Source organism: Candidatus Koribacter versatilis Ellin345 (genome assembly GCF_000014005.1).
GTDB classification, from domain to species: Bacteria; Acidobacteriota; Terriglobia; order Terriglobales; family Acidobacteriaceae; genus Korobacter; species Korobacter versatilis_A.
Map to the genome: position 1 here is coordinate 1,752,704 of NC_008009.1, position 27,000 is coordinate 1,779,703.

General features: G+C 57.8%; 20 protein-coding genes. 16 read left to right on the top strand and 4 right to left on the bottom strand.

Annotated features, from left to right (window positions below):
* Positions 1 to 15: 15 nt before the first annotated feature.
* Both ACID345_RS07480 and ACID345_RS25250 read right to left on the bottom strand, forming a co-directional pair.
* Positions 16 to 480, bottom strand: a complete 465-nt coding sequence (locus ACID345_RS07480) for a hypothetical protein (protein ID WP_011522256.1) — start codon at positions 478 to 480, stop codon at positions 16 to 18.
* Between the two features lie 127 nt (positions 481 to 607).
* Complete coding sequence (locus ACID345_RS25250) at positions 608 to 2,587, bottom strand: sensor histidine kinase (protein ID WP_049761792.1); 1,980 nt, start codon at positions 2,585 to 2,587, stop codon at positions 608 to 610.
* Between the two features lie 202 nt (positions 2,588 to 2,789).
* Here ACID345_RS25250 and ACID345_RS07490 point away from each other — a divergent pair, with 202 nt between their 5' ends.
* The 4 genes from ACID345_RS07490 to ACID345_RS07505 are packed head-to-tail and all read left to right on the top strand — an operon-like array spanning position 2,790 to position 7,819.
* Positions 2,790 to 4,589 (top strand): methylmalonyl-CoA mutase family protein, encoded by a 1,800-nt coding sequence (locus ACID345_RS07490; protein ID WP_011522258.1) that lies wholly within the window; start codon positions 2,790 to 2,792, stop codon positions 4,587 to 4,589.
* 37 nt (positions 4,590 to 4,626) lie between these two features.
* Positions 4,627 to 7,077 carry a protein kinase domain-containing protein gene (locus ACID345_RS07495; RefSeq protein WP_041855534.1) on the top strand — a complete coding sequence of 817 codons (2,451 nt, stop codon included), beginning with the start codon at positions 4,627 to 4,629 and terminating at the stop codon, positions 7,075 to 7,077.
* 9 nt (positions 7,078 to 7,086) lie between these two features.
* On the top strand, positions 7,087 to 7,485 hold the full coding sequence (locus ACID345_RS07500; RefSeq protein WP_011522260.1) for a VOC family protein: 399 nt from the start codon (positions 7,087 to 7,089) through the stop codon (positions 7,483 to 7,485).
* Between the two features lie 13 nt (positions 7,486 to 7,498).
* Positions 7,499 to 7,819 (top strand): cupin domain-containing protein, encoded by a 321-nt coding sequence (locus tag ACID345_RS07505; RefSeq protein WP_011522261.1) that lies wholly within the window; start codon positions 7,499 to 7,501, stop codon positions 7,817 to 7,819.
* Positions 7,820 to 7,885: 66 nt separating this feature from the next.
* On the opposite strand, the gene ACID345_RS07510 is transcribed toward ACID345_RS07505, so the two are convergent.
* Both ACID345_RS07510 and ACID345_RS07515 read right to left on the bottom strand, forming a co-directional pair.
* Positions 7,886 to 9,100 carry an aminotransferase class I/II-fold pyridoxal phosphate-dependent enzyme gene (locus tag ACID345_RS07510; protein WP_011522262.1) on the bottom strand — a complete coding sequence of 405 codons (1,215 nt, stop codon included), beginning with the start codon at positions 9,098 to 9,100 and terminating at the stop codon, positions 7,886 to 7,888.
* A gap of 124 nt (positions 9,101 to 9,224) precedes the next feature.
* Positions 9,225 to 10,742 (bottom strand): aldehyde dehydrogenase family protein, encoded by a 1,518-nt coding sequence (locus ACID345_RS07515; RefSeq protein ID WP_011522263.1) that lies wholly within the window; start codon positions 10,740 to 10,742, stop codon positions 9,225 to 9,227.
* A 294-nt stretch (positions 10,743 to 11,036) separates the two neighbouring features.
* Here ACID345_RS07515 and ACID345_RS07520 point away from each other — a divergent pair, with 294 nt between their 5' ends.
* The 12 genes from ACID345_RS07520 to ACID345_RS07575 all read left to right on the top strand — a co-directional run bounded on the left by ACID345_RS07520 (position 11,037) and on the right by ACID345_RS07575 (position 26,995).
* Positions 11,037 to 12,326 (top strand): hypothetical protein, encoded by a 1,290-nt coding sequence (locus tag ACID345_RS07520; RefSeq protein ID WP_011522264.1) that lies wholly within the window; start codon positions 11,037 to 11,039, stop codon positions 12,324 to 12,326.
* Between the two features lie 209 nt (positions 12,327 to 12,535).
* The gene (locus ACID345_RS07525) at positions 12,536 to 13,600 is read left to right on the top strand and encodes a rod shape-determining protein (RefSeq protein ID WP_011522265.1); all 1,065 of its coding nucleotides are present in this window, start codon (positions 12,536 to 12,538) and stop codon (positions 13,598 to 13,600) included.
* A gap of 59 nt (positions 13,601 to 13,659) precedes the next feature.
* Positions 13,660 to 14,739 (top strand): rod shape-determining protein MreC, encoded by a 1,080-nt coding sequence (gene mreC, locus ACID345_RS07530; protein ID WP_011522266.1) that lies wholly within the window; start codon positions 13,660 to 13,662, stop codon positions 14,737 to 14,739.
* An 8-nt stretch (positions 14,740 to 14,747) separates the two neighbouring features.
* Positions 14,748 to 15,266, top strand: a complete 519-nt coding sequence (gene mreD, locus ACID345_RS07535) for a rod shape-determining protein MreD (protein ID WP_187148962.1) — start codon at positions 14,748 to 14,750, stop codon at positions 15,264 to 15,266.
* A 27-nt stretch (positions 15,267 to 15,293) separates the two neighbouring features.
* Entirely contained in the window at positions 15,294 to 16,979 is a 1,686-nt protein-coding gene (gene ggt / locus ACID345_RS07540) for a gamma-glutamyltransferase (protein WP_011522268.1), read from the top strand.
* A 145-nt stretch (positions 16,980 to 17,124) separates the two neighbouring features.
* A complete protein-coding gene (gene mrdA / locus ACID345_RS07545; RefSeq protein ID WP_011522269.1) occupies positions 17,125 to 19,200 on the top strand; it encodes a penicillin-binding protein 2 in 2,076 nt (691 codons plus the stop codon).
* Complete coding sequence (rodA, locus tag ACID345_RS07550) at positions 19,197 to 20,288, top strand: rod shape-determining protein RodA (protein WP_011522270.1); 1,092 nt, start codon at positions 19,197 to 19,199, stop codon at positions 20,286 to 20,288. Before mrdA ends, rodA begins: the two co-directional genes overlap by 4 nt.
* A gap of 469 nt (positions 20,289 to 20,757) precedes the next feature.
* The gene (locus ACID345_RS07555) at positions 20,758 to 23,853 is read left to right on the top strand and encodes an Rne/Rng family ribonuclease (RefSeq protein WP_011522271.1); all 3,096 of its coding nucleotides are present in this window, start codon (positions 20,758 to 20,760) and stop codon (positions 23,851 to 23,853) included.
* Positions 23,854 to 24,481: 628 nt separating this feature from the next.
* Positions 24,482 to 24,718 carry a helix-turn-helix domain-containing protein gene (locus ACID345_RS07560; RefSeq protein WP_011522272.1) on the top strand — a complete coding sequence of 79 codons (237 nt, stop codon included), beginning with the start codon at positions 24,482 to 24,484 and terminating at the stop codon, positions 24,716 to 24,718.
* Between the two features lie 11 nt (positions 24,719 to 24,729).
* Positions 24,730 to 25,782: a type IV pilus assembly protein PilM gene (pilM, locus tag ACID345_RS07565; RefSeq protein WP_011522273.1), complete on the top strand. Its 1,053-nt coding sequence runs from the start codon at positions 24,730 to 24,732 to the stop codon at positions 25,780 to 25,782.
* Positions 25,779 to 26,357 (top strand): PilN domain-containing protein, encoded by a 579-nt coding sequence (locus ACID345_RS07570; RefSeq protein ID WP_011522274.1) that lies wholly within the window; start codon positions 25,779 to 25,781, stop codon positions 26,355 to 26,357. The genes pilM and ACID345_RS07570 overlap by 4 nt, the downstream gene beginning before the upstream one ends.
* Positions 26,358 to 26,389: 32 nt before the next feature.
* Complete coding sequence (locus tag ACID345_RS07575) at positions 26,390 to 26,995, top strand: type 4a pilus biogenesis protein PilO (RefSeq protein ID WP_187148963.1); 606 nt, start codon at positions 26,390 to 26,392, stop codon at positions 26,993 to 26,995.
* The last annotated feature ends 5 nt before the right edge of the window (positions 26,996 to 27,000 follow it).

A 27,000-nucleotide genomic window follows, 5' to 3' on the forward strand; every position in this document is an offset into this window, starting at 1 on the left:
CTCCCCGCGTTTTGGTTACTGCTTGTCATATACCTGGGTCGACGTCATCTTCTTCCCATCGGCACCGGCGCCTTCGATTGTCAAGGTGCGCGTTTTGCCGTCGGCCGAGATTTCGATCGTGCCGGAGAGAGTGACCTTTCCGCCTTTCTTATTGGCGAGCTTGTATTTCCGGTCTCCGATTTTCTGAATCGAGCGGGCGTCGGCCGTGTTGTCGCCGACAACCGGATAATCTTTGCCGTCGAACTTTCCGGTCCATTCGTTGTGCGAAGGCTGGCCCTTGCCATCTACGCCATCGACTACGCACTTCAACTGGTCGCCAGCCGCAGTGTAGGTGACAGTATTGTTTTTGGGTGCGCCTGCCGGAACTTTCGACTTCGCATCATTCAACTTCCAGCTACCAACATTGGGATCGGACGCATAAGCAGCGATCGATCCGGCGATGCACAGCGCCAGGACCGCGAGGGTCGTTTTGAGTTTCATGGTTGTCTCTTTCTGAGGTGTGAGGTGAGGGGCCTGAGTCGCGGGCGGAGTCTAATTGGCTGGTCGTGGATTTTCAACAATTAGTGAATATCGCAACTGATCGTTGCCCCAGAACAACCACGGCCGCTTAGGCTGCCGGAACGCGTGCGAGTACGGTGGTGCCGCGCGCGGGATGCGAATCGATTGCAAACGCTCCTCCGACCAGGCGCAGACGCTCTTGCATGCTCACCAACCCGAGCCCGCTTCCAATAACGGCATAGTCGGGGTCGAAGCCAATCCCGCAATCCGAGATGTTCAACGTCATCTCGTTCTCATTCCCAGCTAGACGCACCGCAAAGGTCTTGCTTTGGCTGTGCTTCACAGCATTGCGAAGGGCTTCCTGGAGAACGCGGAACAGACACAGAGCCGCGTCGCTGCTGATTTTCGGCAACGGATCGGTGTGTTCGAATTTAACATCGACTTTATTCAGTGCAGCGGTTTCCCGACAGTGACCGGAGATCGCGGTCAGTATGCCGAGGTATTCGAGTTTGGAGGAGTGCAGGCGATGGGAAAGGGCCTGCACGTCGTGCGAAATCTCGGTCGCCTGAAGTGAAAGTTGCCGAATGTGCTCTTGAAGTTCACTTGGCGTTTCAGTGGAGCCATCAGCCATGCATTGCATTTGAATCACCAGCAGAGCAATTCGCTGATTGATGTCGTCATGCAATTCGCGCGCGATTCGCGCGCATTCTTTTTCCTGGGCCGCGATCAGTTTCTGGTTCATTTGCGCTAATGCAGCTTCGGCGCGCTTCCGGTCCGTGACGTCCAGAACTTCGCCGACGAAGTACAACGGTTCGCCATTGATGCCTCTGACGAGGGACGCGCTGCTCTCGGTGTTCACCACGCGGCCGCTCTTGTGCATGCATCGTTTTTCTACTCGCTGCAGGCCGCCGCCGTTCCCAATCAAATGACTGAGCTTCTCCGAGAACATCACCCAGTCATCGGGGTGCGTGATGTCGTGTATGGTCATTTTGACCAGTTCTGCTTCTGTGTAGCCGAGGTATTCGTTGAAGGCCTCATTGGTGGCCAGAAAACGGCCATCCAGACTTACAACGACCATGCCGATCCCGGCCTCGTGGAAAACGTTATGAAATTTCTCCTCACTGTTATCGAGTGCGGCTTCGGTACGTTGCCGCTCGCCAATGATGATCGAGAGGGCAAGCAGTGGAATGGAAACCGCGAGCAGGAAGAGTTGCATCGAGAGCAGGTTCTGGGCGGCCGTGCCGCCGGCGAACAGGCCTTCTCCCAGCACGGCGCTCAACATGCACAAACACGCAACCAGCGAGACGATGGTGGAAGTCCCGATAAGACGAACCCTGATGGCGGCCCAGATGATGAACGGCGCCGGCGCATAGGCCATCAACGCAGAATACGGTCCGGCGCTCAGGCGAAACGCATATAAGAGGACGATCGTTGTCGTGGCGCACAGCAATAGCAATTCACGCCAAGCGGGATAGGATTTCTGACGGATGGCGTAAAACCAGGCGATGATTGCCGGAGTAAAGATCGCTTGAGCGAGGGCGTCGCCGAGATACCAGCGCATCCCGGTGATGAGCCACGGATCGCCGAGCATGCTACGTCCGAGGGCGCCCAATACCGCGGATATGGCAGGAGCCAACCCGGCAGCAATCGACAGGAAAATCGTGAACTCACGCAGGGTGTCGAGTTTCAGCCCGCGCGGGAAAATTCGCGTCAGTATGGTTGCCGCGAACAAGGCGCGCAGAACATCAATGGACGACGAGTACAGGAGCAGCCATGTGGGAGTCCCGACAGACGGTCCGAAGGCGAGCCGGATAGGGAAGACCGCGAGCGCAAAGGCCAGCCAATCGCGCTTCGGTGTGAGAAGAAACGCGCTGAGGAGCACAGCGTCGGGCAGCCAGAAAGGGGATGGAAACGCAAATTGTCCGAAGACGTGCTGTCCTCCGTACGCCGCCAGGGAGTAGCCGCCAAGGAACAGCAGCACACTCCAGACTCTGGCTGGCGAGATTTTGTCGCCAACCGTCTCCGCTGCTATGTGCAGCGAACTGGTGACCGAGGGGAGGACCTTTTCGGAAGTTTCAGTCAATGGCATGGCTGGTCCGTTAAGGTGGTTAGCGATTTTGCGCGGAATCATACGATTTAGCAAGGGGCTATTGGTGAATTTACGTGAATTAGCGGAGACGTTGGAGTGGCGTTATCAGCTTGATTGTGGATGCTTGCTGACAGTCTGAACATCCAATAAACTGAGCAGTTTGGCGTTTGGTGGGAAGCGCCGACTCCACGGGGTTTTTTCAATGTCAGATTTAAAGAAGAAGACCGATTCGGTCGCCGAGTCGCCGTCGCGCGATGTTTTCGAAGGGCGGAACCCTTCGCAATCCGAGAAAGATTGGGCGGAGCAGACACTCGGGCCCGCGCTGGAGAAGTCTCCGGAGCGGCCGATTGGGCGCGCGACGGGAAGCAATCTCGACGAAAACGGGCATGCGCGATTCTCGACGATTTCGAATGTTCCGATTCGACGCTTGTATACGCCTGCCGATCTGCCAGAGGACTGGAGCTACGACCAGCATCTGAACTACCCCGGCCAGGAACCTTATACGCGCGGAATTCATGCCACCGGGTATCGCGGCAAACTTTGGACGATGCGCCAGTTCAGCGGTTTCGCGTCGCCGGAGGAGTCGAACGAGCGCTACAAGTTCCTGCTCGCACATGGCGGCGGCGGATTGAGCGTGGCCTTCGACCTGCCCACGCTGATGGGTTACGACAGCGATCATCCGTTCAGTGAAGGTGAGGTTGGCAAGTGCGGTGTGGCCATCGATTCGCTCGAGGACATGGAGATCCTGTTTGACGGGATTGATCTCGAGAAAACCACCGTATCGATGACGATCAATTCTCCGGCTTCCATCTTGTGGGCTATGTATCTCGCGGTGGCGGAGAAGCAGGGCGCGGATTGGAAGAAGATTTCCGGCACCCTGCAGAACGACATCCTCAAGGAATACATCGCGCAGAAGGAATACATCTATCCGCCGGCGCCCTCTATGCGGCTGGTGATTGATACGTTCGAATTCGGATCGAAGTACACGCCGCGTTTCAACACGATTTCGATCAGTGGCTACCACATCCGTGAGGCCGGCTCGACGGCGCTTCAGGAACTGGCCTTCACGATTTACGACGGGGTGGAGTACGTGGAGTGGTCACAGCGACGCGGGTTGGACGTGGACGAATTCGGGCCGCGTCTATCGTTCTTCTTCAACGCGCACAACGATTTCTTTGAAGAGATCGCGAAGTATCGGGCAGCGAGGAAGATCTGGTATCGGCTGATGAGGGACCGCTTCGGCGCGAAGAACGAACGCACTTGGCTTATGCGCTTCCACACGCAAACCGCGGGTGTTTCGCTCACGGCCCAGCAGACACAGAACAATATCGCACGCGTGGCGCTCCAGGCGCTGGCGGCGGTGCTTGGAGGGACGCAGTCGCTGCACACGGATTCGTTCGACGAGGCATTGGCCTTGCCAACGGCACAGGCAGCGCAGATTGCGCTGCGCACGCAGCAGATCATCGCGTACGAAAGCGGCGTCGCGAACACCATCGATCCGCTGGGCGGGTCGTACTTCGTGGAGAAGTTTACGCTCGACATGGAGAAGGGTGCGTTCGATTACTTCGACAAACTCGATGCCATGGGCGGCATGGTGAAGGCGATCGAGAAGGGGTATCCGCAAAAGGAAATCGCGGAAGCCAGCTACCAGTTCCAGAAGGCGGCGGAAGCGCGGGAGAAGGTGATCGTCGGCGCAAACGAGTTTATCGTCGAGGGGCAACCGAGCGACACCTTATACATCGATGAAAGTGTGGGCGAGGCGCAAACCAAGAAGCTGAAGGCACTGCGCTCGCGCCGCGACAATGCGTCGGTGCAACGCGCGTTGGATGCTCTGAAGAAAGCCGCGGCACAGGAGCCGAAAGCCGGAGAGAACGGGAACATTTCGCCGGTGAACACAATGCCGTTCATCGTCGACGCAGTGAAGGCCTATGCGACGGTCGGCGAAATCTGCGATGCGCTCCGCAGCGTGTATGGGACCTACGAGGAGAGCGCGTTTGCCTAACTGCTAAGATGGGGCAATTCTCTTGGGGGCGGCCCGCTTGATCGGAACGACAGTTTCCCACTACCGCATTGTTGAGCGATTGGGCGGCGGCGGCATGGGAGTGGTGTACAAGGCGGAAGACACGCGCCTCCACCGCTTCGTGGCTTTGAAATTTCTTCCGGACGAATTGGCGCGTGACTCCCAGGCCCTGTCGCGCTTCCAACGCGAGGCGCAAGCTGCCTCAGCCCTGAACCATCCGAACATTTGCACTATCCATGATATCGGCGAGGAAAATGGGCGCGCCTTTATCGCCATGGAGTTCCTCGACGGTCTCACGCTGAAGCACACCATCGAAGAGCGTTCAATGGAGATGGATCGCATCCTTGCGCTCGCAATCGAGATTGCGGATGCACTCGATGCAGCCCATGCCGCGGGCATCGTCCACCGCGACATCAAGCCCGCCAACATCTTCGTCACCAAGCGCGGGCACGCAAAGGTCCTCGACTTCGGGTTGGCGAAGGTGGAGAACGTTGCGGGGTCGCAGACTGCGATTGCGTCCGCGAACACCATGACCGCGGCGGGTGTGCAGGAGCAGCACCTTACAAGTCCCGGCTCGACCCTGGGCACAATTGCGTACATGTCGCCGGAACAGGCGCGTGCCAAAGACCTCGACGCCCGGACCGACTTGTTCTCGTTTGGCGCCGTGCTTTACGAGATGGCAACGGGGACGCTGCCATTTCGTGGCGGAAGTACCGCCGAAGTCTTCAAAGCAATCCTGGATACCGCGCCGACACCGATGGTGCGCATGAATCCGGATGTACCACCGGAACTGGAACGGATCGTCAGCAAGGCGCTCGAAAAAGACCGTAATCTTCGCTACCAGAGTGCCAACGATATGCGAGCGGACCTCGCGCGGTTGAAGCGCGACCTCGATTCCGGGCGGACGAGCGCGGCAGTTGAACCGGCTTCGGCAACATCGGTAGTGGCGGCAGTTCCTCCCGTCAACAGGAAGTGGTTGGCACTGGTCGGGCTTGCTGTGGTCCTAGTCGTAGCCGCCGGAGCGGGAGTTTATTTCTTCCGTGGAAGTGCGGTTTCGACGCAGCAGGTCACCTCGATTGCGGTACTGCCGTTTGTGAATGCTACCAACGATGCTGCGAATGAATACCTGAGCGACGGTCTGACAGGCGAGCTGATCAGTTCACTTTCGCAGTTGCCCAACATGAAGGTGATGGCGCGGAGCACGGTGTTCCGCTTCAAGGGTAAACAGGACGACCCGCAGCAGATTGGGCAAACGCTGAAGGTGGCGGCGGTTCTTACCGGGCGCATCACGCAACGCGGCGACACGATGGGAATCGATGCGGACTTGGTGAATGCCAGCGACGGCAGCGAGATTTGGGGCGCACATTACGACAGGAAGGCATCGGACCTGACCCAGGTGCAGGGCGACATCAGTCGCGATCTCTCGAACAAGTTGAAGATCCAGGTCGGCGGCGCGGACCAGCAAAAGTTTGGCAGTGCAGGCACTTCGAATCCTGAGGCATACCGCCTGTATCTCGAGGGGCGGCAAGAATGGAATGGGCGCACTCCTGAGGGTCTGAAGAAGAGCATCGATCTGTATCGGCGCGCGATTGCGGCAGACCCCAACTACGCTTTGGCTTATACCGGCTTGGCAGACACCTACCTGGTAGCGACGAGCTATGGAGTTGGCATCACACAGCAGCAGGCATTGTCGGTCGTGGATGACGCGTCGAAGAAGGCGTTGGAACTGGATCCAACGCTGCCGGAAGCCGAAGCAACCCGGGCCATGGCGCTGGCAAACCAGTGGAAATTCACGGAAGCGGAACAGCTCTTCCGCAAGACTCTGCAACGAAGCCCGGGCAATGCGAATGCCCACTATTTCTTTGCGTTCAATGTGCTGCTTCCGATCGGCAAAATAGATGAAGCTCTCGCTGAATTTCGCACCGCTCTATCGCTCGATCCGCTCTCGACCGTGATGAATATGAATTATGCGATCACGTTGGCAGTTGCGCGCCGCTACGACGAAACGTCGGTGGAGTTCAAAAAGACCATTGATCGGGATCCGAAATGGGTCCCGCCTCTTTATTACTCTTCCCTGATGCATGCAATGACGGGACACTTCGATCTCGCGAATCAGGAAATGGCGCGTTTCCGGCTCTTGGCCTTTGCGTTCGTGGGGCGTCCAAATGACATGCCGAAAGAGGATGCGGAACTTTTTCAGAACTACGCGAAACATTTCAGTACGGATGCCAAAGGGTATCTGGCGATGAACAATGCAGGAACGTATCCGCCGGGATTCGACAGCATTGCTGATGGCGCTGCGGTCTATATGATCGCGGGCAATCGCGAGAAGACGCTCGCAATGTTGGACCAGGCGACGACCGAGCGTGATCCTGACATTACCTGGATCATCCGTCTCCCCGTATTCGACCCGTTGCGCACCGATCCGCGTTTCAAAGCCATCATGAAACGTCTCAACCTGCCCGACTGAGGAGGAACCATGGGCATCGAAATGAAGGGTCTCTGTCCATTGGTCCAGGTGTTCGATATGCCGACCTCGTTGCGCTTTTATCGAGATCTTCTGGGTTTCGAAGTTGTGCAACGATCGCAGGACTCAGACGACTGTGGCTGGTGCTGGCTGCGCAGCGGCGGCGCGGAGTTGATGCTGAATACGGCTTACGACGATGGCGAACGTCCCGCACAACCCGATCGCGAGCGCACGCTAGGGCACCTGGATACGGGACTGTTCATTGGCTGTCCGGATGTGGATGCGGCGTACGAGTATTTGCAGTCGAAGGGCGTGAAGGTGGATCCGCCGAAGGTCGCGTGGTACGGAATGAAGCAGTTGTATTTGAAAGATCCGGATGGATTTGGAATTTGTTTTCAATGGAAGGCGTGAGACAGGATTCGCAATGGCAATCATTGAGACCAACATTCTGCCGGTGAAGGAACGACTGCCGGAATGGAAGGGGCAATACTTCCACACGGCGAACATGACGTTTGCGCATTATGAGTTCGTCAAGGGCGCTACGATTCATGAGCATTGGCATCCGGAAGAAGAGGTGTACGAAGTGATCGAAGGCGAGTTGGAGATCACGATTGATGGCGTCGTCCACGTGGCGCGGCCGGGCGTTGTGGCAATTGTTACGGCGAACGCGCGACATTCGATAAAAGCGCTCACGGATGGGAAAGCGATTATTGTGGACCATCCGGCGCGTCCGGAATTTGGATAAGAACGTTTTGGTAGAGTAAGAAAAGCCCGCACGCAGCGGGCTTTTGTATTTCCGGGATGGATGCGCCTACTGGTATCGCTCTTTCAAGAACTCGCTGACCTTCGCGTAGGCGTTGGTCAGCACTGCTTCCTGCGGCAGCGTGACAATACGGCAGTGGTGTGTGCCGGGTTTCTGGCCGAAGCCGCTGCCGTGAACGAGCAGGACGTGTTTTTGTATCAGGAGTTCGCTGACAAAGGTTAGGTCATCTTCCGGGATGTCGAGCGACGGGAAGGCGTAGAACGCGCCCTTCGGCGCGACCAGGTTGACGCGCGGTTCGCTGGCGGCCCAGTCTTTTGTGACCTTGGCGCGCGCTGCGAGTTTTTCATTCACCCACTTGAGATGGTCCTGCGGGCCTTCGAGCGCAGCCTTCACGGCGTACTGGTACGGATGCGGCGCGGAGAGACGCGCACGAAGCAACTTGTAGATGTTCTCGAGGAAGGGCTTGATCAGTTCCGCCGGTCCGGTGCCGACGCCCCACCCGATACGCCATCCGGGCACGAGATATGCCTTCGACAAGCCGTTGAAGGTAATACACGGAACATCCGGCGCGAGCGTAGCGATGGAGATGTGTTTCGCGCTGGGGTCGAAGACGAGCTTGTTATAGATCTCGTCGGAGATCAGAAGCAAATTGTGGCGGCGCGCCACGTCGGCAATTTTCTCCAACGTTTCGCGCGAGTACACGGCGCCGGTCGGGTTGTTGGGATTAATGATCAGCAGTGCGCGCGTCTTGGCGTTGATGCGGCGCTCGAGGTCTTCCACGTCGGGCTGCCAGTCGTTCGATTCATCGAGGAAATAGGCGTTGGGTTCAGCACCAAGCTTGGCGGTGATGGCGCCGTAGAGCGGATATTCGGGGCTGGGCGCGAGAAAATTCTCGCCGGGATTGAGCAACGCCGTCAGGCAGGAGTCGATGGCTTCACCGCTGCCGAGGCCAACGAACACACCTTGGATGTTCTTGAAACCATCGCGTTCAGCTTCATTTCGGATCGCTTCGACCGCCGGTTTGATGCCGAGCGACTCGCCGTATCCGTTGTAGCCGTCGCGCATCGCTTTGATGGCGGCTTCCATGATGTGCACGGGGACAGGGAAGTCGTACTTGCAGGGGTCGCCGATGTTGCAGTAGAGGATCTTGTTTCCCTGCGAGGCAACCTGGTCGGCAAGAACGGCAAGATCGCGAATCGCATAGCGAACATTCACCATGCGGTCTGCGGCTTGAATGGGCGTGGCTTTGGTCAACGTGGACATGGACGAGTCCTTATAAGGGCGTTCTCAAATATTGTAGCCCTGTTGCGTGGCCCGGGATGTGACGAAGCGAGCAAAGAAAATGCGGCCAGCTTTGTGAGCCGACCGCATGATATTCATCGGGCAACTACTCCCGGTTGTCGATCTGTGCACGCTGGAGCGTGTCGCTGTAATCCACGTAGATCGCCTTCCACTCGGTGTAAAAGTCGAGGGCGCCGATGCCGCCTTCGCGATGGCCATTTCCTGTAGCCTTTACACCGCCGAAGGGCATGTGAACTTCCGCGCCGATCGTCGGTGCATTGACGTAGGTGATGCCGGCATGGAGATCGCGCATGGCGCGGAACGACTTGTTGACGTCGCGTGTGTAGATCGCGGACGAGAGGCCGTACTCGATGCCGTTGGCGATCTCGATGGCTTCATCGAGGTCGTCGCACGGGATCAGCGCAACGACAGGCCCAAAGATCTCTTCCTGCGCAATCCGCATCTTGTGGTTGACGTCGGTAAAGATCGTCGGCTCCAGGAACCAGCCGTGGGCGTAATCGCCCTTGTCGAGGCGGTGGCCGCCGTGCGCGAGCTTGGCGCCTTCACCCTTGCCGATCTCGATGTATTTGAGGTCGGTGTTCATCTGGTTCTCGTTCACTGCGGGTCCCATGTCAACGGTCTCATCGAGACCATTGCCAACTTTCAATTTCCTGGCACGGGCGACGAGTTCGTCGGCGAATTTCTTGTAAATGCCCTTCTGAAGAATGATGCGGCTGGTCGCGGTGCAGCGCTGTCCGGTGGTGCCAAACGATCCCCAGAGAGCGCCTTCGAGAGCCAGATCGAGGTTGGCGTCGTCGAGGACGATCATGGGGTTCTTGCCGCCGAGTTCGAGCGAGCAGTGCTTGAAGCTCTTCGCTGCGGCTTGGCCAACGATCCGACCGACCGCTGTGGAACCGGTTAGCGATACGGCCTTCACTTCGGGGTGCTCGGTCATCGGGGTGCCGACTTCGCCACCGTAGCCGGTAACTATGTTGATTACCCCCTTGGGGACGCCGGCATCGTTAAGCGCCTGGACGAAGTTGAAAGTCGAAAGCGGCGTGTCCTGGGCTGGCTTGATCACGGCGGTGTTGCCGCAGACGAGCGCGGGGAAGAGCTTCCATGACGGGATCGCCATCGGGAAATTCCACGGGGTGATCATGGCGCAGACGCCCAGTGGCTGGCGGACGGCCATGGCGAACTTGTTCGGCAGCTCCGACGGCGTGGTCGGTCCGAACATGCGGCGACCTTCGCCGGCGTTGTAGTAACCAGCGTCGATGGCTTCCTGGACGTCGCCGCGGGTCTCTTTAATGACCTTGCCCATCTCGCGGGTCATTTCCTGGCTGTACTTTTCCTTACGCTGCTCGAGGATAGCGGCAGCCTTGAAGAGGAGCTCGGCACGTCGTGGTGCCGGCACGAGACGCCACTTCTTATAGGCTTCGCTGGCGGCGTCAATGGCGTGTTCAACGTCTTCTTTGCCGCTGCGTTGGAAGATGCCAACCACTTCGCGGGTATCGGCTGGGTTGAGGTTCTCGAAGGTCTGGCCGGACTTCGACTCGACCCATTCGCCATCAATAAGGTTCTTGTAAACGGTCGCCTTCGCGGTTTCCGCGGTAGTGGTCGCCATCTTTGATTGCCTCCGGCTGGCCCGTGCAGCCATCGATTGCCACGGGGAAATAAGTGCAAACTCTTAATCGTATCGTTACAGGAAGAGGGGAGCAAGGGTGCTGTCTTTTGATGGCCCCCAATGCCTGGAGGATTCGGCGGCAAGACCGGCGAATCGGCCATTCGGACAATGGGTGAGTACCGAAGGGACATATCGAAAGTACTGAGAACTAAGGACGAAATACGGGAATGCAGTGTCTTTTCCCTAGTTCTTGTATGAAAATGAATGTGATACTCTCGCTCACACTGACGCGCGATGCAGACCCTTACCACATCGCAGTCCAATCGCCGCAAGAAGGCGGGCGGACTGGATATGATTTCCTGGACGACCGTCCGGTACAGGACGATTGCGCTCATCATTATTGGGATCGTGATCCTTGCCACGTTCGTGGCTTCCCTCGTATTCCCGGACAAAGCGAAGGCAGCCTGGAACGCGATCACGAGCCGCATTGCGACGCGCGCATCGAAGATCGGGACCAGCACGCTCTCGCAGGCGCATTTCGTTTATCTCGACGGTACGGTAAAAGTTCGGAAGAGCAACAGCAACAATTGGATCACCGCCAACTACGACACCGCTCTGGAAAAAGGCGACGTGGTCCAGACCACCACCGAAGGCATGGCGAAGATCGTTTTCACTGACGGCACGAATTACACGGTGAAGCAGGACTCGCTGATCGTGGTGGAAGAGAACTCCACGAACAAGGAGCAGCAGACCAACGTTGCGGTGCAGGTATCGACCGGAACGGTGGATCTGACCACCGCGACGTTCACCGAGGGATCGAGATCGGAAGTGCGCGTGGCGGGCGCATCCGCGCGCCTGGCGCCGGAATCGTCTGCTTCGGTCAAGAGCGATCCTGCAAAAGACCAGCACGAAATCTTGTTGAAGAAAGGTTCGGCGGACGTTGTGCGCGGCGGCGAAATTGTAAAACTCGCGGACTTCGAGAAGGTCGCGTTTAAAACCGCGGATCCCGCCAAGAAGATGGAGCGAGCCAAGGCGATTCTGCCGCCAGTGCTGGTGTCTCCGTCGAATATGTCGCCGATCTTTATGGGCGGCAACACCGGGAGCGTGCAGTTCTCGTGGACGGCGGTACAGCGCGGACGTCAGTACCATCTCCGGCTCTCGAAGAGCCCGTATTTCACCCAGTTGCTGCTCGATCAGAAATTGGAGAACACCAACCTGGCGGTGACCGGACTGGCCCCGGGCGCCTACTACTGGGAAGTACAAGCGGTTGATGAGAACGGCAAGGAGTCGGCGGAAAGCGAGAAGAACCGCTTCACCATTGTGCCGAAGACGGCCTCGAAGACGACGCTCGCGCTCGCGCTGACTGACTTCGTGCAACACGGGAAGATGGTTGAAGTCGTGGGCAAGACGGAAGCCGGCGCCCGAGTTATGGTGAACGGTCAGGAAGTGCCGGTGGTGCGGCCAGACGGATCGTTCAACTATTACACCCCTGCACTCCCCGCGGGCGAGAACGTGATCACGGTCACGGCCCAGGACTCAAAGGGTGGGGTAAACACCAAGCAGCACACGGTCATTATCCAGTAAAATAGAGTAGCTCAAAGACACATCCGCGCCCGGATCGTCTGTTGTTCCTCCTCTGCACGCGTCGGCCTCACAAGACCAACCTTGCTCCGGAAGGGAAGCTCGCAAGCAATCGTTCGCAGGCCTAGCTTGTTGCGGGGATAGAACTTACTCCCCGCGGGTAGTACGATTTCATAACTTCATCTGCGGTCAGGAAAGATAAGTCTTTCGAAATGTCATCCAACGGCTTCCACTCTAACGCGTCCCGCTTCGCCAACCTGCGCTCGCTCTTCAGCATGTTCTCCAGCGACCTGGCGATTGACCTGGGGACAGCGAACACCCTCGTATATGCCAAGAGCAAGGGCATCGTCGTCAACGAGCCCTCGATTGTTGCGATCAACAAGAACACCGGTGAAGTAGAGGCCGTAGGCAAAGAGGCCAAGGAGATGCTTGGCCGCACCCCCGGCAACATCGTAGCCATTAAGCCGATGAAGGACGGCGTGATCGCCGACTTCAAGGTCACCGAGAAGATGTTGAACTACTTCATTCAGAAGGCGCACAACCGCAAGATGCTGGTGCATCCGCGCATCGTGATCGGGGTTCCTTCGGAGATTACGCAGGTGGAAAAGCGCGCCGTCATGGACAGTGCGTATCGCGCGAAGGCGAGTGAAGTGCACCTGGTGGAGCAGGCGATGGTGGCCGCGATCGGCGCAGGCCTGCCGATCACCGAACCGAGCGGCAACATGGTTGTGGACATCGGCGGCGGCACCACAGACATCGCGGTAATTTCTCTGAGCGGCATTGTGTATTCGCGTTCGGTGCGCATGGCAGGAAACCAGATGGATGAAGCCATCATGAATTTCCTGAAACGCAAATACAACCTGCTGATCGGCGAACGCACGGCCGAGCAGATCAAGATCGAATTGGGCTCGGCTTATCCGCTCGACAAGCCGATCACGATGGAAATCAAAGGCCGCAACCTGATTGAAGGCGTGCCCAAGACCATCACTATTGACGACAGCGAGATTCGCGAGTCGCTCGGTGAGTGCGTGGCAACGATCATGAATGCCATTCGCGTGGCCCTCGAGCGTACGCCTCCGGAGTTGTCGGCTGACATCAGCGACCGCGGCATCGTTCTTACCGGCGGTGGCGCAATGCTGAAGAACCTCGACAAGCGCATTCGCGAAGAAACCGGGCTGCCGGTTTCCATCGCGGACGACCCGCTGTGCAGCGTGGTGCTGGGTACCGGCAAGATGCTCAGCGATTTCAAACTGCTGCGCAAGATCTCGATTGAGTAGATACTGGGGCGCGGAGCCATCCGCGCCCAAATCGTTTTCCGCGAGTACTGAGTTAAGAGATGGAAAGCTTCCTGAGTCGCCACAAGAACCTGATCGCCCTTGCGATTGTGCTGGTGGGGCAGATCATGGGATTGGCGATGCAGGTGAAGATCAATTCACAGGGCGGCATGAGCCTGATGCGCCTCTGGTCCATCTCTGCAATTACTCCGATTGAAAAATTACTCGTTCATGGTCAGCGCGGTGTCTTCAACGGTTGGTCGAACTACTTCTGGCTGCGCGGAGTGCGCAAAGACAACGAACAACTGCGCGATCAGATCGAGAAGATGCGTCTCGACCAGGTACGACTTCAGCAGGACGCACTGCAAGCCCGCCGACTGCAAGCGCTCTTCGACTTCAAAGAGCAGTTCATCTCGGAAACGATGCCGGCGCAGGTAATAGGGTCGAGCGGCACCGACCAATCACGAATTCTCTACATTGATAAGGGGTCAAACGACGGACTGAGAGCCGACTTGGCAGTGATATCGCCGGACGGCATCGTCGGCAAAGTGCTGCGGGTTTTGCCGACGACTTCGCAGATCCTGATGATCAACGATCAGCTCAGCGGCGTTGGTGCGACGCTGGAGAAAACGCGCCTGCAAGGCATTCTCGCAGGTCAGCCCAACGGCACGCTAATCATCAAGTACATCATGAAGGACGAGAAGGTGGAAGCCGGGGAGAGCGTCGTAACCAGTGGCGGCGACCGCGTCTTCCCCAAGGGCCTGCCGATCGGCAAAGTTGTGGAGTCGAGCGGTGGTAAGGACATGTTCCTCAACATTCGCGTGGAGCCCGCCGCTAACCTCAGCAAGATTGAAGAGGTCCTGGTGGTGACGAAGGTTGTCGAGCGTCAGCGCACCGAAGACGAAACCAACGGACCGGTGAAGGCCGCCGACATTCTCGCCCAGAGATTGCCAACGGTTCCGAAGCAGGCGCAGAAGCTCGATCCGAATGGAAAGCCAATCCCCGACGATCCCAACGCGGTGAAAGTTGCGAGCCCTGTAACGCCGAATGGCGATGCGCCAAAGACGATGCCGGCGAACCCGGCAGCTCCGAAAGCATCTCAACCGAAGCCCAAGACCTCCGGCGAGGCTCCGCAACAGTGAGCGAACTCGTGGCACCTCATCCCAGATCGCGTGAGCAGGTCGAGGTCTATAGCTTCAGTTGGCCGGTTGCGATCGTGGCGCCGCTGCTCGCAATTTTTCTCCAGGCTTTCATTCCCATCAAGATCCACTTCTTCGATGTCTTCGATCTCCCGCTGCTGGTGACGATTTACTTCGCAATGTCGCGGCGGAATCCGATTACGGGGCTATTGCAGGGAAGCATTATCGGTCTGGTGCAAGACAGCCTGACCCGCGACATGATCGGCATGTACGGGATCGCGAAGACGCTGGTAGGATTCGCAGCCTCGCAGTTAGGCGCCAAGATCGACAGCGACAATCCGAGTTCCCGGTTCCTCCTTACCCTCGGGTTTTATATCGGGCACCAATCGGTGTATTTCCTCATTGCACGAGGCATGGTGCGTCAGCCGATCGAGTGGCACTGGGCGCATGAGATGCTCGGTGCCGTCGCCAATGCGTTGCTGGCAGTCTTCCTGTTTGCGGTAATGGACAGGTTCCGCCAGAGAGCGTAAGAGACTGCGCTGGCGTATTATGCGAGCGTGAAATCATCGGCTCTCAGAACTCTCTCCCTAACGGTTGCTGCTCTCCTTCTTTCGACCATTGGCGCTTTCGCGCAGGAGCGTGCCTACGGCCGATCCATGGTCGTCACCCAGTACGGCATTGTTGCCACCAGCTACGTTCAGGCATCGCAGGCGGGTGCGCGGATTCTTGAGCAGGGAGGTTCGGCGGTTGACGCCGGCATTGCGGCAAATGCCGCGCTTGGCGTTGTCGAACCGATGACGAACGGTATTGGTGGCGACCTCTTTGCGATTTATTGGGAGAAGAAGACCGGGAAGCTTTACGGCATCAATGCAAGTGGTTGGGCGCCGAAGGGGCAATCGCTCGAGCGTCTCCGGGCCAAGGGATTGACCGAGGTACCGACCTATGGAATCGAGGCCGTCACCGTGCCCGGTGCCGTGGATGGCTGGGCGAAGCTGCATGGGCGCTTCGGCAAATTGGTCTGGGCGGATATTTTCAAGCCTGCAATTTCTCTCGCGAAGAACGGCAATCCGGTAGCCGAGGTGATCCACGGATATTGGGCGGGCGCTGAGGATGCGCTAAAGACCGATCCGGAGAGCCAGCGTCTCTACATGCCCGACGGCAAAATTCCCGCGATCGGACAGATATTCCTCAATCCCGAGTTGGCGCAAACGCTGACGCTCATCGCGAACGGTGGGCGCGATGCGTACTACAAAGGACCAATCGGCCAGGCGATCGTGAAGACCTCTTCCTCGTTCGGCGGAACGATGACGACCGAGGACTTGCGCGAGTACTCTGCCGAATGGGTCGAGCCACTCTCAACCACGTATCGGGACTGGAAGGTCTACGAACTGCCGCCCAATGGCGACGGAATGGCCGCGCTCGAAATGCTTAACATCATGGAGCAGTCCCCGGCCGCGACCGGCGGTCCCGAGAGCGCTGCTGAACTGCACACTCGCATCGAAGCGATGAAGCTCGCCTACGCTGATGTCCTCGCGTACGACGGCGATCCGCGATTTGGGAAAATACCCGTTGCCGAACTTCTGTCGAAGGAATTTGCGGCGGCCCGTGCCAAAAAGATCGATCCTGCGCATGCCAACTGCACCGTCGCTCCTGGCGCCCTGAAGGGAAGCGATACAACCTATCTCACTGTCATCGATCGTGAGGGAAATATTCTTTCGCTCATCCAGAGCAACTACGAGTCATTCGGTTCCGGTATTACGGTCAAGGGGATGGGCTTCGTGCTTCACGATCGCGGTGCTCTGTTTAATCTTGATCCGAAGTCGCCAAATGCGATCGCCTCGCGCAAGCGCCCGTTTCACACCATTATTCCGGGGTTCATGGAGCACGGCGATCAGCATATTGGCTTTGGGATCATGGGCGGCATGAACCAGCCGCTGGCGCACGCGCAATTCGTTTCTAACGTCGTTGATTACCACATGAATATCCAGGCAGCGCTCGAAGAAGCGCGATTCACCGTTAGCTCAAAGCTCGGCTGCAACATCGTGATCGAGTCGCGAGTGCCCGAGAAGACGCGCGACGAACTCACCGGGATGGGCCACGTGCTGGATGTTCGCAACAAATACTCGACGCGCATGGGGCGCGGTCAGGCCGTTCTCGACGACGCGGCGGCGAAAGTGCATTACGGCGCGTCCGATCCGCGGGCAGATGGTGCTGCCTTCCCCGAGGCGCCGCCCAAGGACTAACACGAGTCCCACGGTGATGGGACTTCTGCGGCAGCACAGACTCGCGCATTAGACTAAAATCGGAATACCGATCCCAAGTTGCCTCCGGATTCGCCGACCCCTCGTCGGACAGGTGGCATGGAAATGTGAGTCACAGCAGTAGCCCATGTTTGGCCGCGAAGAAAAAGTCCCCGCGTTCCGGCTGACGATTGTTCAATACGTCATCCTCGCGATTTTTCTGATCCTTGCCTTCGGGCTGTGGCGGCTGCAGGTCGCGCGTAACGACTACTACTCCTCACTCGCTGAACAGAACCGCATCAAACAGGTGCCGATCCTCGCGCCGCGCGGCAAAATCCTCGACCGCGAAGGTCGGATCATCGTTGACAACTATCCGTCCTTTTCAGTCCTGATGCTGCGCGATCAGCGCCGCGATCTCTTTGCCGACGTGCCGATGATCGCCGACGGCCTGCATCTCGATCCCGAGGAACTGGGTGCCCGCATCAAGCGCATCGCTGCTTCGCCCGGTTATCAACCGCTCTTCGTCAAAGACGACATCACGCCGGATGAGCTCGCTTGGGTGGAAGCCCATAAGGCCGAGCTGCCCGAACTGGACACGATCACGGTCCACCGGCGCTTGTATCCGAAAGACGGCTTTATGGCCCACCTCATCGGCTACGTTGGCGAAGTCAGCGAAGACATGCTGAATTCCCCAAAATGGGAGCTCTATAACCCCGGCGATATCGTGGGCAAGAGCGGCGTCGAACTTCAATACAACGACATCCTGATGGGCAAGAACGGCTCACGGCAGGTGCTCGTCAACAGCAAAGGGAAGGAAGTCGGGACACTGAGTGACGTGGCTGCGGAACCGGGCAAACAACTCAAGCTAACCATCGACCTTGATGTACAGATCGCCGCAGAGCAGGCGCTTGGCGACAGCCCGGGTGCGATCATCGCACTCGATCCGCACACGGGCGAAATTCTCGCAATGGTGAGCCGTCCGGTCTTCGATCCGAACGCATTCTCTGTCCGCGTTAGCCGGCAGGAGTGGAACCGCCTGCTTTCGGACGAATCGAAGCCGCTACTGAATAAGGCCATCCAGGCGCAGTTAGCGCCGGGGTCGACGTTCAAGGTCATCATGTCGGTGGCGGGCTTGCAGGAGGGCATTGCGCAGAACCTGGTGGTGAACTGTGCGGGTGGCGGCGACTTCTACGGACGCTTTTTCAAGTGCGATCAGCACCATGGCTCGGTGAACATCTCGAAGGCCATCTACGACTCCTGCGATACCTACTACTACACGCTTGGCGAAAAGCTGGGGATTGGGAAGATCGCGTTTTATGCCTCGGAGTTCGGGCTCGGCAAAAAGACGGGCGTAGACCTTCCACAGGAAGTCAGCGGCATTATGCCGTCGGAAGAGTGGAAGGCGAAGAACTACAAGCAGAAGTGGTTCGCCGGTGAAACTATCTCGGTCAGCATCGGGCAAGGAGCGGTCGCGGCAACTCCAATCCAGCTTGCCCGCGCACTCGGTGGTATTGCGATGGGCGGAGAGCTCCACACGCCGCACGTCGCGTTCCCGAACGACCTGCCGCAGCAGTACCAGCCGGTCGCTGAGAAGTCTGGCGAAGTGGAGCACATCCGCATCGATCCCGAGAACTGGCAGGTCATTACCGACGCCATGGCCGATGTCACCAAGATCGGCACGGCGTCCGCGGCCCACTTGAACGGCATTGATTTCGCTGGGAAGACCGGCACCGCGCAGACGATCTCGATGGAAGCCCGCAGCAAACTTGGCGCGGAAGGCAAAAAGAAGTTCAGCGACAACGCATGGTTTGTCGGCATGGCGCCGCGGCGCGATCCGCAGATTGTTGTCGCAGTGCTCTACCAGGGCGGCGGCTGGGGCTGGCACTCCGGGCTTCTGGCTGCGCAGGTGATCAAGGCCTACGTCGAAAAGCAGCGCAAGGTACAGAAGAATCCAACGCTGTACGCAGACGCACCGGGAAAGGCTGGCAGCGTGGAGATGAGCGCGCTGTGGCACGACGGCGATGGCAGCGATCAGTTGCAGGGTGCGAGGTTCCGAGTGCCGGTGGCTAGGTCGAGAATTGCCGCGAAGGCTGCGCCGGGGATGGAGAGCGACTTAGAGGACAAGGGTGGCTCTACTCCGCGCGACAAGCGCGCTCCGCTCACCATGACAGAGCCAAAAAGAATCGCGGAGCTGAAAAGTGAAGCAGTAGGAGGGAAGCATTGAGTCGCTACGTTTCCTTCCGGGATTTTGACTGGTTCCTGCTCCTGTTTGTGCTGATCATTTGCACTCTCGGCGTTATCGAAATTTACAGCGCGACCTTCGGCACGAAATTCGCCGGCGCCCATGTGAAGCAGATTTACTGGGTCATCGGCGGCGTAATCGTGATGTTTCTGCTGAGCCTGGTGAATTACCACTTGCTGCTTGGCAATGCCCATTGGATGTACCTCGTGGCGATCGTCGCGCTGATTGCAGTGCGAGTCTTCGGCAAGAAGTATCTCGGCGCACGGCGCTGGATCCAGATTGGCGGCAATCACTTCCAGCCTTCGGAGTGGGTCAAGCTCATCTTGATATTGGCGGTGGCGAAGTATTTCGCCGAAGAGAAGTCGAGCGAGGCGTCCGGATCGGACATCGTGAAGGTCGGACTTCTTGTCGGCGTGCCGTTCCTCATGGTGCTTGCCCAGCCCGATCTAGGCACCGCGCTTACGTATCTTCCCGTCGCCATCATGGGCTTCTTTCTCGGCGGCATGAAAGCGAAGCATGCGGTCGTCATTCTGCTTCTGGTTGCGTTGGTGATCCCGATTGCCTGGATGAAGGTTCTCAAGCCCTACCAGAAGGACCGTCTGACCAGCTTCGTCGATCCCGAGGCTGATCCCCAGAAGGCGGGGTATCAAGTGTTGCAATCCCTCGTCGCCGTCGGTTCGGGTGGTTTAACTGGCAAAGGAATCCGCAAAGGCTCGCAAACACAGGGGTCTTTCCTTCCCATCCCGCAGACCGACTTCATTTTTGCAGCGTTCAGTGAAGAGCATGGATTTGTAGGCGCTATCTTCCTGTTGCTGCTATACTTCGTTGTGCTGATGCGTCTGATTCACGACGCTCAGACGGCGCCCGATAGGGCGGGAACGTTCATCGTGATGGGGGTAGTGGCCGTGTTGGCCTTCCACATCCTGGTGAACGTGGGCATGGTGGTCGGATTCATGCCTGTAACCGGAATTCCTTTGCCATTAATGAGTTACGGCGGGTCTTCCGTATTGTTCATGTTCCTCGCATTAGGCATCGTGATGAACGTACGAATGCGTCGATTTGTGAACTAAGACAGATCGCTCCGGCAGACGAATTGGGGCGAAGGTGGTAAAGAAGCCGCTGGCAGATAGGCCGCGGTGGATACAGAAGAGCAGGACCGGGCCGCTCCCGGCAGTTTGCTTCCCCAAACTGGGTCGAGGCGCTGGAAAAGGCGGAACAAGATACGTAGCCCTGACGATAACAAGGGCGAAACCGGAGCGACGAGAGTCGCCGGACAGGATTGAGCAAGCGCAGTGGTTTGGCGGGTAACGGCCCCTTCCAGAAGTTGAGGACGGAGAGAGCGGTCACAAACCCAATCACAGCGCCAGACGTTTGGTGATCAAGATTCCACAGTTGCTAGAGAATCCATTAAGCCCGCCGGATCGCGCGGAACTCGCGCAGCTTCGTCCGCCGGACTTGTCACCTGCATTCCTGCACGGCCTCACTTCGCCTCTCCGGTAAGACTGGCTTCCTCACGGAAGACCGGTCGCGGAGAAGTCAATGAACAAGGAACTGTACGTCTCTTCCAATCCACACGAAACCCGTGTGGCGCTCGTGGAAGATGATCAGCTCGCGGAGATTTTCTACGAACGCGAGAACGAATACACCTTAGCGGGATCCATTTACAAAGGGCGCGTCACGCGAGTTCTACCCGGAATGCAATCGGCATTCGTGGACGTCGGGCTTGAGCGCGATGCATTTCTGTATGTCTCGGATTTTCTCGACCTTCAGGACGAAGAAGACGAGGATTTTGAAGTAGCCGTCAAAACCAACGGCACTGCCGACAACACGCGCGAGGAGCGACCGGCGCGCCGCGACAATCGTCGTGAAGAGCGTCACGGCCGCGAGGAACGCCAAGCTCGTGAAGATCGCCCAAGCCGGGAAAATCGCCGCGAGCCGCGGCGCAATCGTGAGGAGCGCCAACCGCCTGGTGAGCCGCAGCAGCCGACCGCAATTTTCGAGGGTGGCTACAGCGAAGCTGAAGAAGAAACTGAGGAAGCCTCTGTCGAAACCGCGGGAACTGAGGAAGGGAACTCCACTGCGGAAGAGAACGGCGATGGAGAGGGCACGAGCCGCTGGCGTGGACGCCGCCGCCGCCGTGGTGGACGCCGCGGACGCAATGGTGAACGTTTTGAACGCACGGAAACTCAGCAGCAGGCTGCGTCAGCCTCCGCGGCAGAGTCCGAGGTCGAAGAGGAAGAACAGCCTGAGGTGCACGAAGAAGCTGCACCGGTCCCGGAAGCAGAAGTTGAAGAGCAGCCCCGTCGCGAGCGAGAAGATCAGGGTCGTCGTGACCGCGCCGAGCGCGGCACTCGCCGAGGACGCGACCGTGGCGGTCGTGACCGCGACCGCGGTGATCGTGAGAGTGGTGGTGGTGATTTTGGACCGCCTCCCGGATATCAGCCGATCGTCATGCCAGGCGAATCGCTTTCGAAGTATCGCAACCGTCCTGCGGCAGCCGAAACTCATGTTGAGCACCCGGCGCACGAGCAAACGCTTGAGACGCACGAACCTGTTCAGCATGAAGAGCACGAGTCGAACACACAGGAAGAAGCTGCGAGCATCGTGGCCGCCGCCTTTGAAGAGCACGCAGTACCCGCGGTAACGCACGAAGAGGCCGTCTCTGAGCCGCACACGGAAGAAGTCTCCGAAGCGGCACAACAGCACGACGAAGAGCCCACTGAAGGCTTTGCCGAATTGCGCGCCCCGCGGCAAGTCGCGGAAATGCGTGTGGATCCGGAAGCGGAAGCCTATCGGAAAGACGTCGAAGACGAATTCGAGGAAGAAGAACAGGTCGAAGAAGCCGAACGTGCCGAGCAGGAAAGCGCGGCAGAAGCTCTGAGTGCCCCTGCGGCAGAAGTCGCGCAAGACGAAGAGGCACTCAGCTCCGAACTCGAAGCCCAGCCCGTGGCTGAAGACGACGACGTCACTTACCATCGCGTCACCGAATACGAAGCGCCGCCCCGCATCCTTCCCGAAACCGCACCTGTGGGTAAGACCCTCGAGCACGAAACCTTCGATGGCGAAGAGTCCGGAGAATCCGTGCAACTGGCCGAAGACGACGCCGCCGAAGCCGACATGGAACTCGAAGAAGAAACTCTCGAGGCCGGTGGCGAAAACTCGGGTCGATGGATTCCTCAGGTCGCCGATATCGAAGAGGACTTTCACGAGCATCAGGCGGAAGACTTTGAGTACTCGAACGGCAACGGCGAAGCCGTAGAAGCCGCTGAAGGCGAGTTCGAAGAGGAAGGCGAAGAAGAAGGCGATGGCGAAGAAGAAGAGGCTGTCGCCGGAGAAACTGGCAGCAAGCCTCGACGCCAGTTTGATCGTGGACGTCGCGGGCGTCGTGGACGCCGCGGTGGACCGCCGATGAAGAACATGCAGTCGCGGAACACTCCGCTGATCTCCGACCTCCTAAAAGAAGGTCAGGAAATTCTGGTCCAGATCGCGAAGGAACCGATCGGTAAGAAGGGCGCGCGCATCACGAGCCACATTGCCCTGCCGGGACGTTTCCTCGTGTACATGCCGACCGTCAACCACGTCGGCGTGTCGCGCAAGATCGCGTCCGACGAAGAGCGTCAGCGCCTGAAGCGCATCGTGAGTAGCGAGCGCGAGAACGGCCATGGCGGCTTCATCGTGCGCACTGCAGCAGCGAATGTGAAGGAAGACGAGCTCCGCGCTGACATCCGCTTCCTTAAGCACCTGTGGAGCGAAATCAAAGGCCGCTCCGACAAGAGCAAGTCGCCGGCGCTCATCTACCACGATCTCAACCTCGTGGAGCGCGTGCTGCGCGACCAGGTGACCAGCGACTTCACCACCATCTGGGTCGATAACGAATCCGAATACGAACGCGTACTGCGCTTCGCCAGTCGCTTCCAGCCGTCCCTGGTGCGGAGGATCAAGCTCTACACCAAGAACACGCCGCTCTTCGAGGAGTTCGGAATCCAGGAAGAGATCAACAAGGCGTTGAAGGCGAAGGTGTGGTTGAAGAGCGGTGGCTACATCGTGATCAACCAGACGGAAGCCCTCGTCGCGATTGATATCAACACCGGCAAATACGTCGGCAAGACGACACGCCTCGAAGACACCATCGTGAAGACGAACGTGGACGCGATCAAAGAGATCGTGCGCCAAATCCGCTTGCGCGATCTTGGCGGAATCATTGTGATCGACTTCATCGACATGGATGAGCGCAAGAACCGCCAGAAGGTCATGGCTGCGCTCGAAGAAGCTCTGAAGTCCGATCGCGCGCCTTCAAAGGTGCTCCAGTTTAACGACTTCGGACTAGTGGCAATCACCCGTAAACGCGTCAAGCAATCGCTGGAACGCACGCTGGGCACGCCGTGTTCGTACTGCGAAGCGACTGGCTTCGTGAAGTCCGTGCCGACTATGTGCAGCGAGATCTATACCGAAGTTCGGAAGCTCGCTAAGCATCTCGATGGTAAGGACGTGACGATCCGCGTGAACCCGGAAGTCGCGAAAGCGATCAAGGAAAATAACGGAAAGCTGGTCCAGGAATTCGAAGAACTCACGGGCAAAACCGTGATCGTGAAGAGCGATCCCGCGATGCACCAGGAACACTTCGACATTCACTAAGTTTCGGAACTGTTTAACTGAACGCCGGGCCGCAAGCCCGGCTTTTTTTGTTTTTCTGACTGTACCGATTGGTGCGGAGCAATCAGATCTGTGTTCAGGATTGCATGAACCAAAATGAAATTTCGCGGCGCGAACCTGTACCTTAACCCTCAGCAATTCAACTGAAAATTGGCTGAAAATATCGTCTCTCGATGTTTATAAGGTCCCCGCAAAGCCTGAAGATTTCGGCACAAAACCCGGGATTTGCCGGAGTAACCTGCAAGAAACCTCAAAAATCAGTCCAGACCGGGTCTACTACCTCCGTAACGTCCCTTATGGGAATCCTCGACCTTAGGGGTTCTTCGGTGCATTTTCCGCACCGAAGTCGCTACTACCCCAACAGCTAGTAGTGTCCATGCAGATGTGGCGCAGCATCTTGTTTCTTTTGCCGTCGTTGTACTTTAGGAGTTATTGGCAGAAAGTGGTGTGGATGCAGAAGTTTATCTTGACACCCTCCCTCGTAACCCTGATATAAACAGCAGCACTGAAAGTCCCCCCGAGATTCAGAGAAGTCGATTTGTTCAGAAGACCAAAATGAACACGTGTGAGCGTGTTTGTGTGCGGTCTCTGCGCCAAGGGGCAAAGCTCGATGGCCGAATCTCCAGAAGTAATGAACATTCGCCAAGCGTCGGAGTATCTGGGCGTGAGCCCGGACACGCTCTACAAGTACGTTTCGGAAGAGCGTATCCCGGCGTTCAAACTTGGCAATCGCTGGAAATTCAAGAAGACGATTCTGGACTCGTGGATGGAACGCAAGAGCAGTGTGGGTGAAGGACGCGAGAAGAAGAAACCGAAGTCCGCGCGGGCAGTAGCAAGCGGACACTAGAGGCGGGGCGCATGTTTGGACTGGGAACAGCAAAGAGCATAGTTGGCCTGGATATCGGATCCAGCAGCATCAAGGCCGTGGAGTTAAAGAAGTCGCGCAATGGCGTAGAAGTGGCGCACATGGCCATGGAGCCCCTGTCGTCTGACATCGTCGTGGACTCGATGATTGTGGACAGCGGCAGCGTCGCCAGCGCAATTACCAAGATCTTTACGGAGTCGGGCATCAAGACTCGTGCGGTAGCGACCTCGGTCAGCGGACACTCCGTGATCGTGAAGCGCATCCCGATGTCGACGATGAGCGACTCTGAACTTTCCGGCATCATCCAGACCGAAGCCGCGCAACACATCCCGTTCGATATCTCGGACGTCAGCATTGACTACCAGATCCTTTCCGACACCGGTGGCTCGACGATGGACGTCCTGCTGGTCGCGGTGAAGAAAGACAAAATTCTTAACTACACGAACGTTCTGTCGCTCGCCGGCAAGTCTCCGGCGGTGGTGGACATCGACGCGTTCGCCCTCCAGAACTGCTACGAATACAACTATCAACCCGGTCCGGGCGCGACAGTTGCGTTGTTGAATCTCGGCGCCAGCGTAATGAACATCAACATCGTGAAGGGCACCACACCCCTGTTCACGCGCGATGTGAGCGTCGGCGGCCACCAATACACCGATTCGTTGCAGAAGGAACTGGATCTCAGCTTTGAAGACGCGGAAGCGCTGAAGCTCGGTAAGAAAGTGGGCACAGTCAGCGAAGACGCGAAGATGCCGATCCTCCAGCAAGTGACCGAAATCATCGTGCTGGAAATTCAGAAGACTTTCGACTTCTTCCGCGCTACCGCGACGGGAGAGCACATTGAGCGCATTTACCTCGCGGGCGGTTCGTCGCAGGTGCCGGGCCTGATTGAAGGCCTGCGCCAGGAGTTCTCGCTCCCAGTCGAGATCCTCAATCCATTCCAGCGCATTGAACCGCCTCTTGGCACGGGCGCGGATCTCGCCGACAAGAACGCCGGCCAGATGGCAGTTGCCGTGGGACTCGCCCTTAGGAGTTTTGACGAATTATGATCAAGATCAATTTACTTGGCTCTCCAGCTCAAAAGCACGGTAAGGGCGCGACCATGCCGGTCATGCCTTCCGACGGAACGAGTCCGTTGTTCGCAGTTCTGATCGTGCTGGTGATCTTTGGACTGGGCAACGGTATCGTGTACTACGTAATCGACAAGCAGGGCAAAGAGATTCAGCAGCAGATCGCGCAGGCGGACGCAGAGCAAAAGCGTTTGGCGCAAGTTAAAGCTGCCTATCTCGAGAAGCAGCGTCAAGCCGACCTTTACAAGCGCCGCGTTGACGTGATCGACCAGTTACGCGCGAACCAGGCTGGCCCGGCGAACCTGCTGGCAAGCCTTGGCGACACGGTCAACGGTACGGAAGCGGTCTGGTTGTCGAAGATGACCGACAGTGGTGCCGCGATCGACCTTACCGGTACTGCCCTGAGCAACAACGCCGTTGCGAACCTGATGGCGAACCTCAAGAAAACGGGCTTGTTCAAGAACGTTGAGCTCAAGGAAACGGTGCAAGACGCCGGAGTGAAGGACTATCAGGCGTTTAACTTCACACTGACGTGTGAGAAGGGCAAATCCTAAGTCGGGGCACAGATATGGCAAGCTTTAGCGATATGAAGCCAATTGCACAGTGGACGATCATCATCGGCCTCGCCGTCGTGGTCACCGCTGGTATGTACATGTTCGTCTATAAGGGCATGGCGGAAGCCAACCAGGCGAACTTGCAGGTGTTGAAAGACAAGCAGGCAGAAATCGACCAACTCCGTCCTTACGAAGCGAAGTTGCCGGAGTTGCTCGCGCAGATCGAATCTCTGAAACAGCAGATGGAGATTCAGAAGAAGATCGTGCCGGACGAGAAGGAAGCGGACAAGTTCATCCACCTGATGCAGGACACCGCTGCACAGTCTGGCGTTGAAGTCCGCCGCTATACCTCTCAGGCAGCACAGCAGAAAGAGTTCTACACCGAAGTCCCCTTCCAGATGGAAGTGGATGGACCGTACTACTCGATGCTGAACTTCTTTGAGCGCACCGGAAAGCTGGAACGGATTGTGAATATGACCGGCTTGACGATGGGTGCGATTAGAGGCAAGGGCGCAGCTGCAGGCAAGTATGAATACGCTCCCAACGAGAGCGTGGTTGCAGTCGCCACCGCAAGCACTTTCTATAGCCGCGACGTTGCTCCAACTCCCGCCCCTGCTGCGAAGCCGGCGGCAAAGTAAGAGGC

What these genes read in the sequence shown, in the direction of transcription:
- ACID345_RS07480 (WP_011522256.1), bottom strand. Translation starts at nt 480, where the DNA reads ATGAAACTCAAAACGACCCTCGCGGTCCTGGCGCTGTGCATCGCCGGA.
- ACID345_RS25250 (WP_049761792.1), bottom strand. Translation starts at nt 2,587, where the DNA reads ATGCCATTGACTGAAACTTCCGAAAAGGTCCTCCCCTCGGTCACCAGT.
- ACID345_RS07490 (WP_011522258.1), top strand. Translation starts at nt 2,790, where the DNA reads ATGTCAGATTTAAAGAAGAAGACCGATTCGGTCGCCGAGTCGCCGTCG.
- ACID345_RS07500 (WP_011522260.1), top strand. Translation starts at nt 7,087, where the DNA reads ATGGGCATCGAAATGAAGGGTCTCTGTCCATTGGTCCAGGTGTTCGAT.
- ACID345_RS07505 (WP_011522261.1), top strand. Translation starts at nt 7,499, where the DNA reads ATGGCAATCATTGAGACCAACATTCTGCCGGTGAAGGAACGACTGCCG.
- ACID345_RS07510 (WP_011522262.1), bottom strand. Translation starts at nt 9,100, where the DNA reads ATGTCCACGTTGACCAAAGCCACGCCCATTCAAGCCGCAGACCGCATG.
- ACID345_RS07515 (WP_011522263.1), bottom strand. Translation starts at nt 10,742, where the DNA reads ATGGCGACCACTACCGCGGAAACCGCGAAGGCGACCGTTTACAAGAAC.
- ACID345_RS07520 (WP_011522264.1), top strand. Translation starts at nt 11,037, where the DNA reads ATGCAGACCCTTACCACATCGCAGTCCAATCGCCGCAAGAAGGCGGGC.
- ACID345_RS07525 (WP_011522265.1), top strand. Translation starts at nt 12,536, where the DNA reads ATGTCATCCAACGGCTTCCACTCTAACGCGTCCCGCTTCGCCAACCTG.
- mreC (WP_011522266.1), top strand. Translation starts at nt 13,660, where the DNA reads ATGGAAAGCTTCCTGAGTCGCCACAAGAACCTGATCGCCCTTGCGATT.
- mrdA (WP_011522269.1), top strand. Translation starts at nt 17,125, where the DNA reads ATGTTTGGCCGCGAAGAAAAAGTCCCCGCGTTCCGGCTGACGATTGTT.
- ACID345_RS07555 (WP_011522271.1), top strand. Translation starts at nt 20,758, where the DNA reads ATGAACAAGGAACTGTACGTCTCTTCCAATCCACACGAAACCCGTGTG.
- ACID345_RS07560 (WP_011522272.1), top strand. Translation starts at nt 24,482, where the DNA reads ATGGCCGAATCTCCAGAAGTAATGAACATTCGCCAAGCGTCGGAGTAT.
- pilM (WP_011522273.1), top strand. Translation starts at nt 24,730, where the DNA reads ATGTTTGGACTGGGAACAGCAAAGAGCATAGTTGGCCTGGATATCGGA.
- ACID345_RS07570 (WP_011522274.1), top strand. Translation starts at nt 25,779, where the DNA reads ATGATCAAGATCAATTTACTTGGCTCTCCAGCTCAAAAGCACGGTAAG.
- ACID345_RS07575 (WP_187148963.1), top strand. Translation starts at nt 26,390, where the DNA reads ATGAAGCCAATTGCACAGTGGACGATCATCATCGGCCTCGCCGTCGTG.